Annotated in this window: 16 protein-coding genes and 1 pseudogene; 4 read left to right on the top strand and 13 right to left on the bottom strand. The window is 39.7% G+C overall.

The genetic code is table 11. The features are described from left to right. Nucleotides 1–28: 28 nt before the first annotated feature. Complete coding sequence (locus I1J71_RS00215) at nt 29–295, bottom strand: 1,4-dihydroxy-2-naphthoate prenyltransferase (protein ID WP_261674142.1); 267 nt, start codon at nt 293–295, stop codon at nt 29–31. Between the two features lie 135 nt (nt 296–430). Between I1J71_RS00215 and coaA the strand changes: the two genes are divergently transcribed. The 3 genes from coaA (at nt 431) to I1J71_RS00200 (ending at nt 2,237) form a co-directional block, all read left to right on the top strand. Further along, a complete protein-coding gene (gene coaA / locus I1J71_RS00210; protein WP_006148720.1) occupies nt 431–1,351 on the top strand; it encodes a type I pantothenate kinase in 921 nt (306 codons plus the stop codon). Nucleotides 1,352–1,403: 52 nt separating this feature from the next. Continuing rightward, nucleotides 1,404–1,652 (top strand): 30S ribosomal protein S20, encoded by a 249-nt coding sequence (rpsT, locus tag I1J71_RS00205; RefSeq protein WP_029689886.1) that lies wholly within the window; start codon nt 1,404–1,406, stop codon nt 1,650–1,652. Nucleotides 1,653–1,718: 66 nt separating this feature from the next. Next, nucleotides 1,719–2,237 carry a DNA topology modulation protein gene (locus I1J71_RS00200; RefSeq protein ID WP_070677159.1) on the top strand — a complete coding sequence of 173 codons (519 nt, stop codon included), beginning with the start codon at nt 1,719–1,721 and terminating at the stop codon, nt 2,235–2,237. A gap of 14 nt (nt 2,238–2,251) precedes the next feature. Here I1J71_RS00200 and deoD read toward each other — a convergent pair whose 3' ends face one another. The 9 genes and pseudogenes from deoD to I1J71_RS00155 form a co-directional block, all read right to left on the bottom strand. Further along, on the bottom strand, nt 2,252–2,962 hold the full coding sequence (gene deoD / locus I1J71_RS00195) for a purine-nucleoside phosphorylase (RefSeq protein WP_070677158.1): 711 nt from the start codon (nt 2,960–2,962) through the stop codon (nt 2,252–2,254). 201 nt (nt 2,963–3,163) lie between these two features. Beyond that, the gene (locus I1J71_RS00190) at nt 3,164–4,444 is read right to left on the bottom strand and encodes a chloride channel protein (RefSeq protein ID WP_195183299.1); all 1,281 of its coding nucleotides are present in this window, start codon (nt 4,442–4,444) and stop codon (nt 3,164–3,166) included. A gap of 2 nt (nt 4,445–4,446) precedes the next feature. Continuing rightward, nucleotides 4,447–5,256, bottom strand: a complete 810-nt coding sequence (locus tag I1J71_RS00185; protein ID WP_195183298.1) for a purine-nucleoside phosphorylase — start codon at nt 5,254–5,256, stop codon at nt 4,447–4,449. Beyond that, nucleotides 5,231–5,812, bottom strand: a complete 582-nt coding sequence (locus tag I1J71_RS00180; RefSeq protein ID WP_195183297.1) for a DUF1697 domain-containing protein — start codon at nt 5,810–5,812, stop codon at nt 5,231–5,233. The genes I1J71_RS00185 and I1J71_RS00180 overlap by 26 nt, the downstream gene beginning before the upstream one ends. Before the next feature lies 1 nt (nt 5,813). Then, a complete protein-coding gene (locus I1J71_RS00175) occupies nt 5,814–7,025 on the bottom strand; it encodes a phosphopentomutase (protein WP_195183296.1) in 1,212 nt (403 codons plus the stop codon). A gap of 23 nt (nt 7,026–7,048) precedes the next feature. Next, nucleotides 7,049–7,732 carry a ribose-5-phosphate isomerase RpiA gene (gene rpiA, locus I1J71_RS00170; protein WP_195183295.1) on the bottom strand — a complete coding sequence of 228 codons (684 nt, stop codon included), beginning with the start codon at nt 7,730–7,732 and terminating at the stop codon, nt 7,049–7,051. 103 nt (nt 7,733–7,835) lie between these two features. Continuing rightward, nucleotides 7,836–8,765: a peptidase U32 family protein gene (locus tag I1J71_RS00165; RefSeq protein WP_195183294.1), complete on the bottom strand. Its 930-nt coding sequence runs from the start codon at nt 8,763–8,765 to the stop codon at nt 7,836–7,838. A 110-nt stretch (nt 8,766–8,875) separates the two neighbouring features. Next, nucleotides 8,876–9,555, bottom strand: a pseudogene (locus tag I1J71_RS00160) (ABC transporter ATP-binding protein). A 13-nt stretch (nt 9,556–9,568) separates the two neighbouring features. Then, on the bottom strand, nt 9,569–10,624 hold the full coding sequence (locus I1J71_RS00155) for an ABC transporter permease (protein WP_195183293.1): 1,056 nt from the start codon (nt 10,622–10,624) through the stop codon (nt 9,569–9,571). Nucleotides 10,625–10,993: 369 nt separating this feature from the next. On the opposite strand from I1J71_RS00155, the gene I1J71_RS00150 reads away from it, so the two are divergent. Next, nucleotides 10,994–11,269, top strand: a complete 276-nt coding sequence (locus I1J71_RS00150; RefSeq protein WP_195183292.1) for a DUF3270 family protein — start codon at nt 10,994–10,996, stop codon at nt 11,267–11,269. Nucleotides 11,270–11,295: 26 nt separating this feature from the next. Here I1J71_RS00150 and I1J71_RS00145 read toward each other — a convergent pair whose 3' ends face one another. From I1J71_RS00145 to I1J71_RS00135, 3 genes are all read right to left on the bottom strand, one after another. Further along, nucleotides 11,296–12,630 (bottom strand): sensor histidine kinase, encoded by a 1,335-nt coding sequence (locus I1J71_RS00145; RefSeq protein WP_195183291.1) that lies wholly within the window; start codon nt 12,628–12,630, stop codon nt 11,296–11,298. Continuing rightward, complete coding sequence (locus I1J71_RS00140) at nt 12,623–13,294, bottom strand: response regulator transcription factor (protein WP_004253103.1); 672 nt, start codon at nt 13,292–13,294, stop codon at nt 12,623–12,625. Before I1J71_RS00140 ends, I1J71_RS00145 begins: the two co-directional genes overlap by 8 nt. A gap of 115 nt (nt 13,295–13,409) precedes the next feature. Then, entirely contained in the window at nt 13,410–15,956 is a 2,547-nt protein-coding gene (locus I1J71_RS00135; RefSeq protein WP_195183290.1) for a M1 family metallopeptidase, read from the bottom strand. Nucleotides 15,957–16,083 lie beyond the last annotated feature (127 nt).

Genomic DNA, 16,083 nt, shown 5'->3' with positions numbered 1-16,083 from the left:
TGAAAAATAATATAAGTTGAATTTCCTTTTAAGGACCGAGCAAGTAAGAACCCAATGCCATAGTGATAGCAAAGGAAAAAATACAGGCTAGACCAAACAAGAAAAGCCACCATTTTCTTGTTAAAATGGCGAGAATCAAGTAGATAAAACCAATAATTGGTAGCAAGAACAACAAGACAAAGGCAGACCAGCTAAAGGTTTGACTTCCTAAACTAACGGTAAACTCAATCAAAGTCGGAGATAACCACAGAATCACTGCTAGTAAGCTAGTCAGTTTTAGAATTTTATCACTCACCACTAGTCTTATAACACCACCTCTTTTGATGTTTATTCTACTTCTATTCTAACAAAGAGAGCGCTTTTTCTCAAATGATTCAGATGTCTTTCTTTGTAAATTATGGTATACTGAGGTATCAAACGAGGAAATTTTATGACCAACGAATTTATACATTATGAAAAAATCAGTCGCGGAACTTGGCAATCTTTACATCGTAAAACTACACCTCCTTTAACCGAGGAGGAATTGGATTCGATTAAGAGTTTTAATGACCAGATTAGTCTCCAAGATGTAACTGATATTTACCTGCCGCTAGCTCATCTGATTCAAATTTACAAACGCTCCAAAGAAGACCTAGCCTTTTCAAAAGGGATTTTCCTCCAAAGGGAGAGTAAAAATCAGCCATTTATTATCGGAATTTCAGGTAGTGTCGCTGTTGGCAAATCAACTACTAGCCGACTCTTACAAATTTTGCTTTCCCGTATTTTTCCAGAAGCAAGTGTTGAATTAGTGACAACTGATGGATTTCTGTATCCCAACAGTATCTTAAATGAGCGAAATATCCTAAATCGAAAAGGTTTCCCTGAGAGTTATGATATGGAAAGCTTGCTCGATTTCCTTGATCAACTTAAAAACGGGCAGGATGTAGATATTCCCGTTTATTCTCACGAAATCTACGATATCGTACCTGATAAAACACAAAGAGTCCAAGCAGCGGATTTTGTCATCGTAGAGGGTATCAACGTCTTTCAAACACCACATAACAGCCGTCTTTATATTACAGACTTCTTCGATTTTTCAATCTATGTAGATGCTGCAGTTGAGGATATCGAGAGCTGGTATTTGGACCGTTTCTTGAAACTCCTTAGCTTTGCACAAGATGATCCAAACAACTATTACTATCGTTTCACCCAGCAACCAATTAGTGAAGTCAAAGATTTTGCCCATCAGGTTTGGACAAGTATTAATTTGACCAATCTACAAAACTACATCGAACCGACCAGAAATCGGGCTGAAGTCATTCTTCATAAATCTAAAAATCATGAAATTGATGAAATTTATTTAAAAAAGTGATTTCCCCTTGTCAAAATAATAGTTTTCAGATATAATGGTATAGTTAGTAAATATGGAGGTAAGAACATTGGCAAACATTAAATCAGCTATCAAACGCGCTGAATTGAACGTTAAACAAAACGAAAAGAACTCAGCTCAAAAATCAGCTATGCGTACTGCTATCAAAGCTTTTGAAGCAAACCCATCTGAAGAACTTTACCGTGCTGCTAGCTCAGCCATCGATAAAGCAGAAACTAAAGGTTTGATCCACAAGAATAAAGCTAACCGTGATAAAGCACGTCTTGCAGCTAAACTTGGTTAATCTTTAACTGGATACAAAATGAGCTCTTCGGAGCTTTTTTTTGTACACATTTTTCTGGAGGTTATCATGAAAATTGCTATTATAGGATATTCAGGCTCAGGTAAATCTACTCTGGCAGAAAAACTTTCCAACTACTACTCCATTCCTAAACTCCATATAGACCGATTGCAATTTCAGCCTGGGTGGCAAGATAGCGATCGTGATTGGATGTTAAAGGAGATGAAGACTTTCCTTTCTAAACATGAGGATTGGGTTATCGACGGCAACTATAGCTGGTGTTGCTATGAGGAAAGAATGGTGCAAGCTGATCAGATTATCTTTTTAAACTTCTCAGCATGGAATTGTTTAGCAAGAGCCTTTAAACGCTATCTAAGATACAGAGGAAAAGTTAGAGAAAGTATGGCAGATGGTTGTCCTGAACGTTTTGACTGGGAGTTTATCCGCTGGATTCTTTGGGATGGACGTAACTCTTCTCACAAAGACCATTATCAACAGATCTGTTCAGACTATGCTGACAAGGTAACCATAATCACTAATCAAAAAGAACTAGATGGCTTTCTTCATAAAAAAGAGGTTTCTTATTAAGGAAACCTTTTTTCTTATTCTGCAATTAAAGTCTCTAGACCAACCTTCATCATATCAGTGAAGGTGTTTTGACGTTCTTCTGCTGTAGTGTCCTCTTCTGGATTAACCAAGCTATCAGAAATGGTCATGATAGCTAAAGCATCGACGTGGTGTTGGGCAGCAAGATAGTAAAGAGCTGCTGCTTCCATTTCTACAGCTTTCACACCCCATTTACCAAGCTCGATGTTCTTTTCACCATAGTTTGAATAGAAAACGTCTGATGACAAGACATTTCCGACGTGAGTAGTCATACCAAGGTCTTTGGCAATATGATAAGCCTTATCTAAAAGATCAAAGCTAGCGATTTGTGGGAAATCGTATTGAGGCCAATCGTTGCGGATGATGTTTGAGTTGGTTGCAGCTGCTTGAGCCAAGACCAATTCACGGACGTGAACATCCTCATTCAAAGAACCAGCCGTTCCCACACGGATCAATTTCTTTACTCCGTAGTCGACAATCAACTCGCGCGCATAAATAGAGATGGATGGCATCCCCATTCCTGTTCCCATAACAGATACACGGTGACCTTTGTAAGTACCTGTGTAACCAAACATGTTACGGACTTCGTTAAAGCAAACAGCATCTTCAAGGAAATTCTCAGCGATAAATTTCGCACGAAGAGGATCTCCAGGAAGAAGAATTTTATCAGCAATTTCACCTTGCTTAGCAGCAATATGGATAGACATAGTTTATGATACAAAGAGCGACCAGAAAGCGACTGAAAATTAGGAATCTGACGAGAAATCCTGATTTCTCAGTCAGATTATCTATTTTCCGAGCTTTCCGCTCGTGTTCAAATCTGAACACATGCTCTGCCTTTCTTTATTAAATGATATTGATTATAAATTTAAAATATACTTTGGATTAGAAAAACTAGAGTATTCTTATTAATTTTCTTTTATCCTTGTCTTTGGTCGTAAGTATTTCTCCCAAGGGATTCGGTCCAGCATTTTAGCAAAACCAAATGCCAAGTAAGCAGTCACCAAAAGAAAAGGTATAGCCTCTAATGATTGACCAGTGAACCCCATTACCAATCCAGTTGCAGACAGGGGTGCCTTCAAGGTCACAGCTAAAAAGCAAACCGAACCTAATAGTAAGACTGCTGGCTGGTTGCCATTACCTAAAATCATGGTCAGGAGTGCAGCTCCTGCTATCCCTAAGGCAAAAGATGGGGTCAAGGTACCGCCATAGGCACCTGCCCAAAGGGTAACTAAAACGACCAAGGCTTTCAAGACAAATAAGAGAATTACCATCTTGGCATTACTGCCGTTTAAAATCTCCTGAGCCATCATACGCCCATTACCAAGTAGATGAGGCAAATGGCTAGCCAATCCAACATGGAAAAGGAATGTTACAGGCAGAGTATATAGTATCCGCTTGTCCTTTATTCTCTTTGAAGAAACTTGTTTGTTGAAGCGACTAAAAAGCCAAGCGAGTGGAGTCAGAAAAAGAACTAATAAGGGAACAAGCCACATATCACCTAGTGGCCAAGTCATGGCTGGAATCTGGTAGAGAGCATGATCTGAAACAACAAAGCCTGCTGTAAAGGCTGATACATATGTAGTCAGACCGACCAAGAAAAAACGTTTGACAGATAAAGCAATTCCCAAAGTTTCAAAAACGAAAAACACACTCGTTAATGGAACCTGATAGACAGCCGCTAAACCCGCACTAGCTCCACAGGCAATGAGAAAGATTTGGTCCTTCACGGAGAGAGAAAAAATATTGGCAATAGGTCTTGCAAATAAAGCTCCAATCTCCCGCGGCGCAGCTTCCTTACCGATAGGTGCCCCTCCTCCAACCGCAATAATCTGCCAAATTGAATGAACTAGCTGTTTTAAAAAATGAAGTTTGTATTGTGATGTTTCATCTTTCATCTGCGCTTTGATGGAAAAAATCTTTGCTTTTCTTTGCAAGAAATACCAGACCAAGGCAGAACTGACACCCACGATGATTAAACTGAAGCCTTTTCGTGATGAGGCGACCCCATCTGTCAAGAATCCAGTGTTATGCTCTGTCTGACCAAAAGCAATCTCTTCAACCAGCTCTAAAATATAATGGAGCAAAATTCCAAATATACCCGAAACTAGCCCTAGCATGATAACCGCTAAGACTAATTTGAGGTTATTCGGGATCTTCTGAAGACTACTCCTCAACTCATGTACCATGATTATAATTCAGCAAGAATCGCTTTCAGCAATCCTTTGAAGTCGCCTTTGACGCGTTCTGTCACTTCTACAACTTCTTCGTGGTTGAGTTCTTCTTGGAAACCAGCAGCATGGTTAGTGATACATGAAATACCGAGAACTTTCAAGCCTGAGTGGGCTGCCACAATAACTTCAGGAACAGTGGACATACCAACTGCATCTGCTCCCAATGTCTTATAGGCACGGATTTCAGCTGGAGTTTCATAAGTTGGACCTGTCACACCGATATAAACCCCATCATCCAGTTTAATGCCCAATTTGTCTGCTACTTGATGAGCAGTCTCACGGTATTCTGGAGTGTAAGCTTTCGACATATCAGGGAAACGTGGACCAAAGTCATCCAAGTTTTCACCAATCAATGGGTTTTGACCAGTCATGTTGATGTGGTCAGTAATAGCCATCAAGGTACCAGGACCGAAGCCGATACCTCCAGCAGCGTTGGTTACAAGCACTCCTTCGCAGCCCAAGACTTTCATAACACGGACAGGGAAAGTCACGACTTCAAGAGGATTTCCCTCGTAGAAGTGGAAACGACCTTGAAGAGCCAAGACTTTACGTCCAGCAAGATTACCATAAACCAATTTACCAGCATGTCCGACTACTGTGGATTGACCCCAGTTTGGAATTTCAGCGTAGTCTACAACGACTGCATTTTCGATTTCTTCGGCCAATTCTCCAAGACCTGAACCAAGGATCAAACCGAACTCAGGAGCTTCGATTCCTTTGCCCTTCAAAAATGTTGCTGTTTCATTGATTTTTGCTAATAATGTCATTGTCTATCTCCTTTTTTATGTTTAAAAATTGACCAATTTTGTCAAAGGTATTAGCGTTACGAATGGTAATATTGTGATAGAAAGGCATCTTAAGCAAGTGCTTGTGATAGGCTGTTTTAGAGTAGCTAGCTTCTGACAATTTACCCCAGAAGATCCCTAATTTCCCAAAATGAAGCACTTCATCGACCAGTTCCAAACTGTTCACTTTCTCGATGACTTGATCCACATCCACGCCCTCAGTGTAAAAGAGCACATCCTTTCGAGCCATCTCATGGTTCCACCAATCGGGAAGATTTCTAAGCTCCTCTTCATAGTCTTCAAGACTCAGCAAGGAAAAATTCTGAATAAATGGATAAAGTCTTTCAAAGAATCCCTTTAAATCCTCAACTAACTGAATTCTAGCCATATTTGTGTCAAAGAAAATATTGCCACTATTGATGTAGGTTTCAACATTCTCTAATCTCAGCTCCGTCAATTCTTGACATAGCTGAGCCATGACAACCTTATTCTTTCCACCGACATTAATACCTCTAACAAGTAGAGCGTAACGAATCATCTTAAACTAATTTATCTAAGAAACTTTCACCAATCATGGCAGTTTCAACGCCAAAGTTATCCGCAATTGTTGCTGATATGTCGGCGAAGTGTCCAACTGGAATTAATCCATTGCCTTTAAAGGATGGACTATATGCCAAAAGTGGAATATATTCACGAGTATGGTCAGTACCAGCATAGGTTGGGTCATTTCCGTGGTCAGCAGTAATCAAAAGAAGATCGTCTTCTCTCATTGCTGCCATAATTTCTGGCAAGCGCTCATCGAACTCATGCAAACAATCACGGTAACCATGTGGATTACGACGGTGTCCGTAAAGAGCATCAAAGTCTACCAAGTTGGTAAATGAGAAGCCTTCTTGGAATTCAGGAAGTCCCATGGTCTTAATCAAGGTATCTATACCGTGGCTATTTGATTTGTTATGGCCCATATCGTGGTTGATACCAGCACCGTTGAAGATATCGTTAATCTTACCAACCGCATATGTATCGATACCTGCTTCATTCAATTTGTCCAAAACAGTTGGAGCAAATGGTGAAACAGCCAAGTCACGACGGTTGGCCGTACGAGTGAAGTTTCCAGGCTCACCAACGTAAGGACGAGCAATGATACGACCTAGAAGAGCTGGACGTTCCAAAGTGATCGAACGAGCGTATTCACAGATACGGTAGAGTTCATCCAAAGGAATGATGTCTTCGTGGGCAGCGATTTGAAGAACTGGGTCAGCTGATGTATAGATAATCAACTCGCCAGTTTCCATTTGGCGTGGTCCAAAGTCATCGATGACAGCTGTTCCTGAGTATGGTTTGTTGGCTTCGCGGATGACCTTGCGACCTGAGAATTCTTCGATTTTTGTCAAGATTTCTTCTGGGAATCCATTCCAGAAAGTATCAAACGGTTCTGTAATATTAAGACCCATGATTTCCCAGTGACCGGTCATGGTATCTTTCCCGAGAGAAACTTCTTCTAACTTAGTCGCGTAACCAGTTGGATTGCTCTCAGCTGGAACTGTCTTCAATGGTGTCTCGCGAGGAATGTTCCCAAGACCAAGTTTTGCCATATTTGGTACATTTAAACCTACTGATTTTGAAATGTGTCCAAGCGTGTCTGATGCACCATCAGGAACACCAGCATTGACAAAGTTATTAGCATCTGGTGCTGCACCGATTCCCACAGAATCCAGTACTACCAAATGAATACGATTAAATTTTGGCATAGTGTTTCTCCTTATTGTTTTAATTATTTTGCTTTTGTTGAAGTTAAAATCTGAACGCCATTTTGTCCAGCCACGATGACCTTATCCACCATTTGGTTAAACAAGCCGTGCTCGACGACACCAACGACATGATCCAATTCTTGTCCAAGAGCAATTGGGTCTTCAATCACTTCCAAGGCGAGGTCAATGATAAAGTTCTGCATATCCGTCACAAAACGTTGGCCATCCTTTTCACGGAAGCTCGGTTTATAGCCAGCACGCTCAAATCGACGAAAGACTTGTTCGGCACCGTACTGAACAACCTCTACTGGTAATTTAAAAGTTCCCAGTTTTTCGACTAATTTACTTTCATCAACGACCCAGATATATTCTTTAGATGGAGTTGCTACTACCTTCTCCATGAGAAGGGCACCTCCACCACCTTTAATGCCATTAAACTGACTATCTACTTCATCCGCACCATCGACTGTCAGGTCAACAAAGTCCACTTGGTCAATAGACTTAAGAGGAATATTGAGTCCTTCTGCTTGCTTGCTAGTTACACTAGAAGTCGTTACAGCTGTAATCTGTAGGCCTTCTTCCTTGATACGACGACCTATTTCTTCTACGAAATAGTAGGCAGTAGAGCCTGTTCCAAGCCCGACAACCATACCATCTTTGACGAACTCGGCAGCTTTAATCCCTGCCATTTTTTTCAGATTTTCCACTTATACACCTCCAAATAGAGCTACTTCCATTATATCATGAATACGCTTCAAATTCATCCAAATATCAGAAAAACCCGAACATTTTATTTCGGGTTTTTGATTCTTATTTAACCATATCAGGGTCATAGTCGTAAAATCCAGTATCAAGGAAACGATTTTTAGGATGAAGCTTACGAACTTCTTCATCGAGCAAGAAGGCTTGGTCATGTGTAAACTTGCCATCTTGAATCAAGTTACGCGCTTGGATAAAAAGTTTTGCGATTTCTACAAAGTTTTGGCCAGGTGTATAAAGACCTTCAAGCTTCCAATGAGTGAAACCATGTTCTACCAATTCTGTCAACTTGGTCATCAAATCTAGGTCATTGTTAGCAAAGATATGAGTTCCATGATTGTCTTCAAAAATAGAGTAATGACTCTCTGGATCACTAGGCTCAGCCAAGAACAAATCACGTTGACGAGATTTTTCATCATCAATTTGTGTGAAATTGTAGTAGTTTTGCAAGAGTGGACGCTTAGAATGATGGATAACACTAGCACCATAGACTAAGACTTCAGCAGGAATTTCCAAAATTTCAGGCATTTTGAAAAGTTCTGCAGACGGGATTTCACGCGCCAAAACAGCTTCTGATGCCCCTGCTTTTTGACCCCAGAAGTTAATCTGACGACTGCTTGTGACCATGGTTGATGCATCATAGATGGTTTTAAAAGAATAGCCATCACGGTTGACCACATAAAATACCCCTGCATCTCCAACAGTGATATAGTCAGCTTTAATTTCCTCTAGAAAATCCAAGAAAGGCTTGATACGGTCCATCATATCTTGGTGCATGAGGGCATTGACCGCAACGATTAATTCCTTACCTGCATCATGGACGAGCTCTGCGATTTCACGCAATTCTTCATGGCTAAAGGTAGTTGGCAAACGAAGACCAAAATCTTTCTCACCAACATAAATACGGTCGACACCAGCTTCGAGTAGCTGTTTTACTTGTTCAATACTTTCAGCAGTTGCTGTAATGATAATCTTTTCCATAGAGAAAATTATACCACATTTCCAAAAAATCAGCTATATAGAAAAGTGTATCTTATGATGCGAAAATTCAAAAAAAGTGAATCGCATCAATGGCAGTTCACTTTTTAGATTTATGCTTGTGTCTTTTCAACAAGTCGTCCGTCATTCATCACATAAATACGGTCAACCTTATCTAGCAAGCGAGTATCATGCGTAATCATGACAACTCCCCTGCCTTGCTCATGGGCAATTGAAGCCAGCATATCTGTAACCTGGTAAGCACGTTGTGTATCTAGGCTAGCTGTTGGCTCATCTGCAAGTACAATGCTCGGATTATTGTATAGGGCTCTAGCAATTGCAGCTCGTTGACGCTCTCCTCCTGAGAGAGCTTTGGGATAGTGATTTTGAACCTTTTCCAAGTCCAACAAACTTAACAACTCTTGTCGGTCACTTTTTATAGATTTCTTTTTATCCAAACGGTCAATTAAATCTAATTGCTCCTTAACTGTTAAAAAGGGAATCAGATTTGAAGCCTGGAGGATAAAACCAAATTCACTAAAGCGCAAATCCGTTTTTTCTTTTTCAGATAAATGCCCAGTCTCTTTTCCCTTTACTAGAATCTTCCTCTTGAAGCTTCCTGAAGTTGGCCTAGAGTCGTTAAAAAGGTTGTTTTACCTGATCCAGAAGGCCCTACAATTGCTACAAACTCCCCAGCGTTTAGTTGAAAATTGGTCTCATGAAGAGCTGTAACTTTCATATTTCCTTCGCCATAAGTTTTTGTCACTTGAATCATCTTAATTAATGTCGTCATATCATCCTCCTTATCATTCTGCAATCGCTGTAATTGGATCTACTTTAAGTAGACGCGGAAGCGAAATGACGCCACCTAGTAGTGCCATCAAGCAAATGAGCAGGCTTAACACAAAGTATGCCAACCAACTAGGGTAGAAAAAGAAGGTTGCAGGTAAGACTAAAATGACAGCCCAAATGGCTAATAAAGCCAATCCTATACCCAAACCAGATAAGAGAAAGATTTGGCAGAAAAGGGACCATACGATGGATTTTATCTGAATCCCTTGCGCTCGCATAATTCCATAGAGGGCTAATTTTTGAATGGTAATGATGTAGATAAAAATTCCTACAATCAGACCTGTAATGACAATCATAGCTAGAATCATTCCTGAGAATACATTGACCTGAGGGGTATAGCCAGGAATTTTAGAAATCATTTTTTGAATAGAAATCTGCTTCAAGCCATCGCCAGTCACTTCTACATCATTTTGCAATACCAATGCAGAGATCGAACGATTGCCTTTTGTTATTCCTTGTAAATCCCAATACGTTGTTAAACTTGTAAAGACAACAGGTTCCGTGAAAAATTTATTTTCTCTGGTCAAACCTACAATCTTAAAACTTGTCTCACTTCCGTTGAGTTGAATAGCATCCCCGAGTTTGATGCCGTAATTTTCAAAAGACTGATCCACTACCACTTCTTGGTCATTTTCTGGGTAACGCCCTTCAATCAAGGTTGGCGAGATAAAACTGTCCCACTCTTGACCAAAAATAGAGACATTCATCTTGTCACTACTATTAACAAGGTTTGTTACCGCAAACATGTAGCTTAGGGGAACAGCATCCCCAGACACTTCATCTTTGTAGTCTTTTTCTGGTATAAAGGATGCAGTCAAATTATCATTTGCATAATCGGATAGCACAACTCCTGTTGCTTGCCAATTATCAATAGCAGCCCTGTTATTTCGAACAAGCCCGAGAGCCAAACTGGTCATAAAAAAGACCATAAAAGCAATGAGAAAAATGGTTGTTAGAATTAAACTGTAACGCAGTTTATTCTGTAAAATTTCTTTGATAGCAAGATACATGCCAATCTCCTTTAAGTATTCTGTTGTCGAGGGAACAAATCTCCTCTTTACCATAGCACTAAAGATAGAAAACTATCTCGTCATGAACAACTAGAATCAATTTAAAAGAATCCTGTCCTTACTTCAAAATTGAATTTATTTGCATCTGTGTATGATTTTTATTCGTTTCAACCATCAAATTTTCCCTCATTGAAATAAGAGAAAAATAATAAAGTTTAAACGGTTTACTCATCCTATCATTTTCCCTTCAGCATGTCAAGAAAACCGAAATTGGCCTTGATAACAGATTTTATGCAATTTGTAACAATCCTGTAATAATTCTCTCTTTAAAAAATGATAAAATAGTAATGTACTGTTAAGGAGAGAAATATGCCCGCAAGAAAACTACACCCGTATGAGTTTGAACAAGAAAGTATAAAAACTGCTCAGTTTCAAGATTATATCCCAGAAAATACTTCTGTTGCTAGTGTAAAGGAAGTCCTATTTTTTGTAAACATTGCTTGCTTCTGTGTCTTTTTAGCTATCTTTAGTTTTATGTTCTTATCGCTTAAATTGAACACTGTTTTATCATTTGCTTTGGCTATCGGCCTCAGTCTTGTAGCTTTACAATTTCAGCGCACTTTTATCAAGAAAAAATTCAAATAAAAACCTTCGATGAATCGAAGGTTTTTTTATTTATTCTTTCGTTTTGATGGTGTTGTGATAGCAATCTTGACTTCAAAAATTGTTCCGTTAGGTTTGTTATCTTTCACACTGATAGAGCCTTTTAAGGCATCGACGATCTGCTTAGCTAAAGATAAGCCTAAACCGAAACCACCCTTTTGCCGTGTACGTGCCTTATCCACGCGATAAAAACGATCAAAGATTTTCTTTTTATCGGCTGCAGAAATACCGATTCCATTATCAGCTACCGTTAGGTAGAGGCTTCGTTCTTTCGTTGAAATCTCAAAATATATATCTCCTTCTTCTTCTGTATACTTGACCGCATTGTCAAATAGAATCGTCATCAATTGCTTGAGGAGGAGTTTATCTGTGATAATGGTGCGATGAACACGATTTTGGAAACGAAAGACACGATTATTCTCGGACGCAATCATCTCATAGTTAGTAAAGGTTGTATTAAAGAAGTCTGGCTCTACCTCTCCAAACTCAGGCTTGATTCCATCATCTCTACGTGCCAGATTGAGAAGGTTAGTTGTTAGAAATTTCATATTTCGAACTTCTTCTAAACTAGAAGCGATACTCTCACTTGACTCCATAATGGTCGCCTCTGGTTTTCTAAAAAGAGTTTCCAGACGGTTCTGAAGAACTGCCAACGGAGTCCGTAATTCATGACTGGCATTTTCCACAAAACTTTTCTGCTTTTGCATACTTTCAAGTAAGGGTTTAACACTGACACGTGCAAGATAGAGACTGGCTAAGATAGATAGAATCCAAAAACTTGCCATCACCACCACGATTAACTGCTCGTGGTTTTGACTAATTTGCTCTAGTTGGCTTGTGTTAATCAGGATAGCAGCATACTTAATATTAGTCGAAACAGAATCAATATTCATTTCCGTTAAGACCACCCGATAAATCTCATCCTGGCCGTAGCTATTCACAACATGAAGTTGTCGGATATGGTTTAAATCCTTTTTATTGAAAGTTATTCTGTCTAATCCCAAAAAGCGATTGCCAGTCACTAATTGATTCAAATTTGAATCTAGCAAAATTACTTCAGTATTGGAACTTACATTTGGTTTTTTATCAGATGCTGGAGCGACATTGCCACTATCTAAATCCTTTACGTCTTCAGTTGCACGATTGACCGCCAATTGAATGATGTCCTGAGGATTGTTGCTGAGAGATAGCAGTTTCTCATCCACTGATGTGTAGAGACTGGAGTGCATAACCTGCAGGATAATCAAGGTCATTGCAGAGAAAATTAGGGTGAACACACCAAAATTACGGATAAAGTAGCTAAAATCTTCTGCGTACCAATTCTTTTTTAATTTCTTAAACATGTTTTAAAATATACCCAACACTACGCAAAGTTTGGAGATTTTCAGCAAAAGCTGAACCTTTCAATTTCTTACGAACTTTTGATACATAAACTTCTACAACGGAAATGGTTGTGTCACTGTCAAATCCCCATAAACGGTCAAAGATTTGGGTTTTTGGTAAGATGACATTTTGGTTTTGGAGGAAATAGACCAATAGTTCAAATTCTTTCCCAAGCAGCTCAACAGAGGCATCTTGAACCTTAACTTCATTAGTAGATAGATTGACTGTCAAATCACCGTACGTTAAGGTATTTTCGTTAAATTTCCCTGAGCGTTTGAGGAGGGCCTGAATACGCATCTTGAGTTCTTCTAGATAAAATGGTTTGGTTAAATAATCATCTGCTCCCAGCTCAAACCCATGTCCTTTGTCATCAAGACTTTCCTTGGCTGTCATGATGAGAACAGGAGTCGAAACACCTTTTTCACGTAGTTCTTTTAAGACTTGGAAACCATTTTTTTCTGGTAACATCAAGTCCAATAGAATCAAGTCATAGACGCCACTTTCAGCCTCGTAGAGACCTTCTTCGCCATCAAATACCTGCATAACATCTGCAAAATCATCCAAAAAATCAAAGACTGAATTTGACAGGCCTAGGTCATCTTCCACTAATAGAATTTTAATCATCAAAAATTCCTCCTTATTATATCCATTATAGCAAAAATATCTTAAAAAAAACTCAACTTTCCTTGTTTTTCTAAGAGAAAGTTGAGTTTTTATATACTATTTAGTCAAGAAGTTTTTAAGCCTTGCCATATTCTGCAACTGCTGCTTCAACTGCTGCTTTTTCACGTTTAATCAATTCAACGCGAGCTGCGATATCCTTGATACCCATGCGGATATTACGGCTAAGTGCTAGGTCAGAAACTTGTGGTTCAAAGAAGGCTTTATATTCTGCCAAGCGTTCTTCAGTTTTAAAGATATTAGAAGGGTAGATGACGAATCGATCAAAGCTCATGTCTCCACCAAGAGCTCCCTTAACCCAATCCCAGTTTTCACGCGCCCATGTCCAAGCTGTTTCTTGAGTGACCTTGTGTCCAAGGAAGTGGAGGTACCACAATGCAAGGTCTTGTGGTTTGACGATAAATTTATCCTTCCAAGTTGCAAGAAGCGTTTGGATATTTTCTGCATCTGTACTATATGATAGAGCAGCAGCCAACTGGCGTTTAAAGACTGCATCTGTAGCATTTGTATAGAGGTCAAGGTATAGAGCCACCAAGTCTTTGGTCTCATGATGTTTCATTTCATTGATGAGAACTTGTGAGCGGATAGCCGCTGGGAGTCCTGCAAGATTATCCTTATGAGCTGCAAAGATTTGACTAGCAACTTGGCTGGCCCCCTCATCATTTGAGCGAATCATCATAGAAATTGTCAATTGACGAACCAATTCATCCTCATCAGCTTCTCCGTCTTTTGCTTCAAATCCAAGGCGTTCATAGTTGTAACGAGCAAGTTTCGCAACAAGTGCTTTAAAGGCTTTTTCAGTTTCAGTTCCTTCATCGATAAAGCGTTCTAGGGCTGAAATAACTTGAGAAACCGCTGCAACAACTAGGTAAGATTCTTCTTGTGCCAATTGACCCACAACTGGAAGCAAGTCCGCAAATGAAATGTGACCAGCTTCAGCAAGCAAACGACGTTCTTGAACGATTTGAAGTTTGCTTGTATTATCAAGTTCTACTAATTCTGAAAGGATAGCATCAAGTAATTGACCTTGATAGTCTGTAATGTAGTGTGCTGTGTTTTCGGTGTTGAGTCGAAGAGCTGTTTTATTTTCAGCAAGCAAAGCAGCATATCCAGGAATCTCAATGCTTTCAGTTTCAAGAGTATCTGGCAAACCTTTCCAGTTACTGTTAAGCGGTACTACCCATAGACGATTCTTGTCTTCGTGCTCACCGATGAAGAATTGTTTTTGTGAGATCTTCAAAACATCATTTTCAACTGTAGCAGTCAAAACTGGATAACCAGGCTGCTCCAACCAAGAATCCATAAAGGCTGCCACATCACGACCTGATGCTTGGCCAAGAGCGTTCCATAAGTCACGACCAATAGTATTTCCATATTGGTGTTTTTCAAAGTAGGCACCTAAACCTTTAGCAAAATCAGCATCTCCTAGCCAACGACGAAGCATGTGCATGAGACGGCTACCCTTAGCATAAACGATTGCAGGGTCAAAAAGAGTATTGATTTCATCTGGATGGCTTACTTCTACGTGAACTGACTGAACACCATCAGTCGCATCACGTTTTAGAGCTGAAGGAACACCACTTGTTTGGAAGTCCTCAAAGATATTCCAACTTGGCTCGATGGCATCTACACAAACATATTCCATCATGTTAGCGAAACTTTCATTGAGCCAAAGGTCATCCCACCACTTCATAGTTACGAGATTACCGAACCATTGGTGAGCAAGCTCGTGGGCAATGACGAGGGCTACTTGTTGACGGCTGGCAAAGGTAGAGTTCTCATCCACAACCAAGTAGACTTCACGGTAGGTTACAAGACCCCAGTTTTCCATAGCACCAGCTGAGAAGTCAGGAAGGGCGATGTGAAGAGATTGAGGGATTGGATACTTGACTCCGTAATAGTCTTCGTAAAATTCGATAGAACGAACAGCGATATCTAGTGAGAAATCAAGGTTTGAAAGTGGATGTGCCTTGGTTGAGTATACACCTACCAAGGTACCATTTTTAGTTGTAGCAGTTACCCCTTGCAAATCACCAGCTACGAAAGCTAGCAAGTAAGAAGACATACGAGGTGTAGTTTCAAACTTCCAGATGCCAGTTTCTTTGCGGTTTTCAACATCGATTTCTGGCATGTTTGACAAGGCAAGTTCGCCTTCTGCTTGGTCAAAACGAAGAGCTAGGTCAAAGGTTGCTTTCGCTTCTGGCTCATCCACACATGGGAAGGCTTCACGGGCAAAGTGGCTCTCAAACTGTGTAGACAAGACTTCCTTCTTAACTCCATCAACTGTGTAGTATGATGGATAGATTCCTGTCATGTTGTCTGTGATTTTACCTGAAAAAGCAATAACCAATTCAACTGAACCTGCTTCTGTAAGTTCGATATGAAGAGCTTCGTTTTCATTATCAACTGTGAATGTACGATCTTGTCCTGCTACTTCAACTGAAGCAATTTCCAAGTCTTTTTGGTGAAGGGAAATACGGTCACTTTTAGCTTGACCAGTAATGGTTACTTTTCCTGAAAACGTCTTGGTCTCACGACTCAAGTCTAAAAATAAATCATAATGTTCAGGAACAAATTTTTCGATATAATGTTCTACTGCTTGCATCATATTCTCCTATTCTAAATTTCTGAGCGAATGCTCTAGTTCAAACATACCTATTTTATCATATTTTTAAATAGAAAGAAGGATTGAAATGATTTTTACAATATTTTCATTTCTTCATTACTCTAAA

It is taken from the genome of Streptococcus infantis, assembly GCF_015546995.1.
GTDB lineage: Bacteria > Bacillota > Bacilli > Lactobacillales > Streptococcaceae > Streptococcus > Streptococcus infantis_J.
The sequence above is the reverse complement of the archived record's forward strand: the minus strand, read 5'-3'. Positions and strand labels throughout refer to the sequence as shown.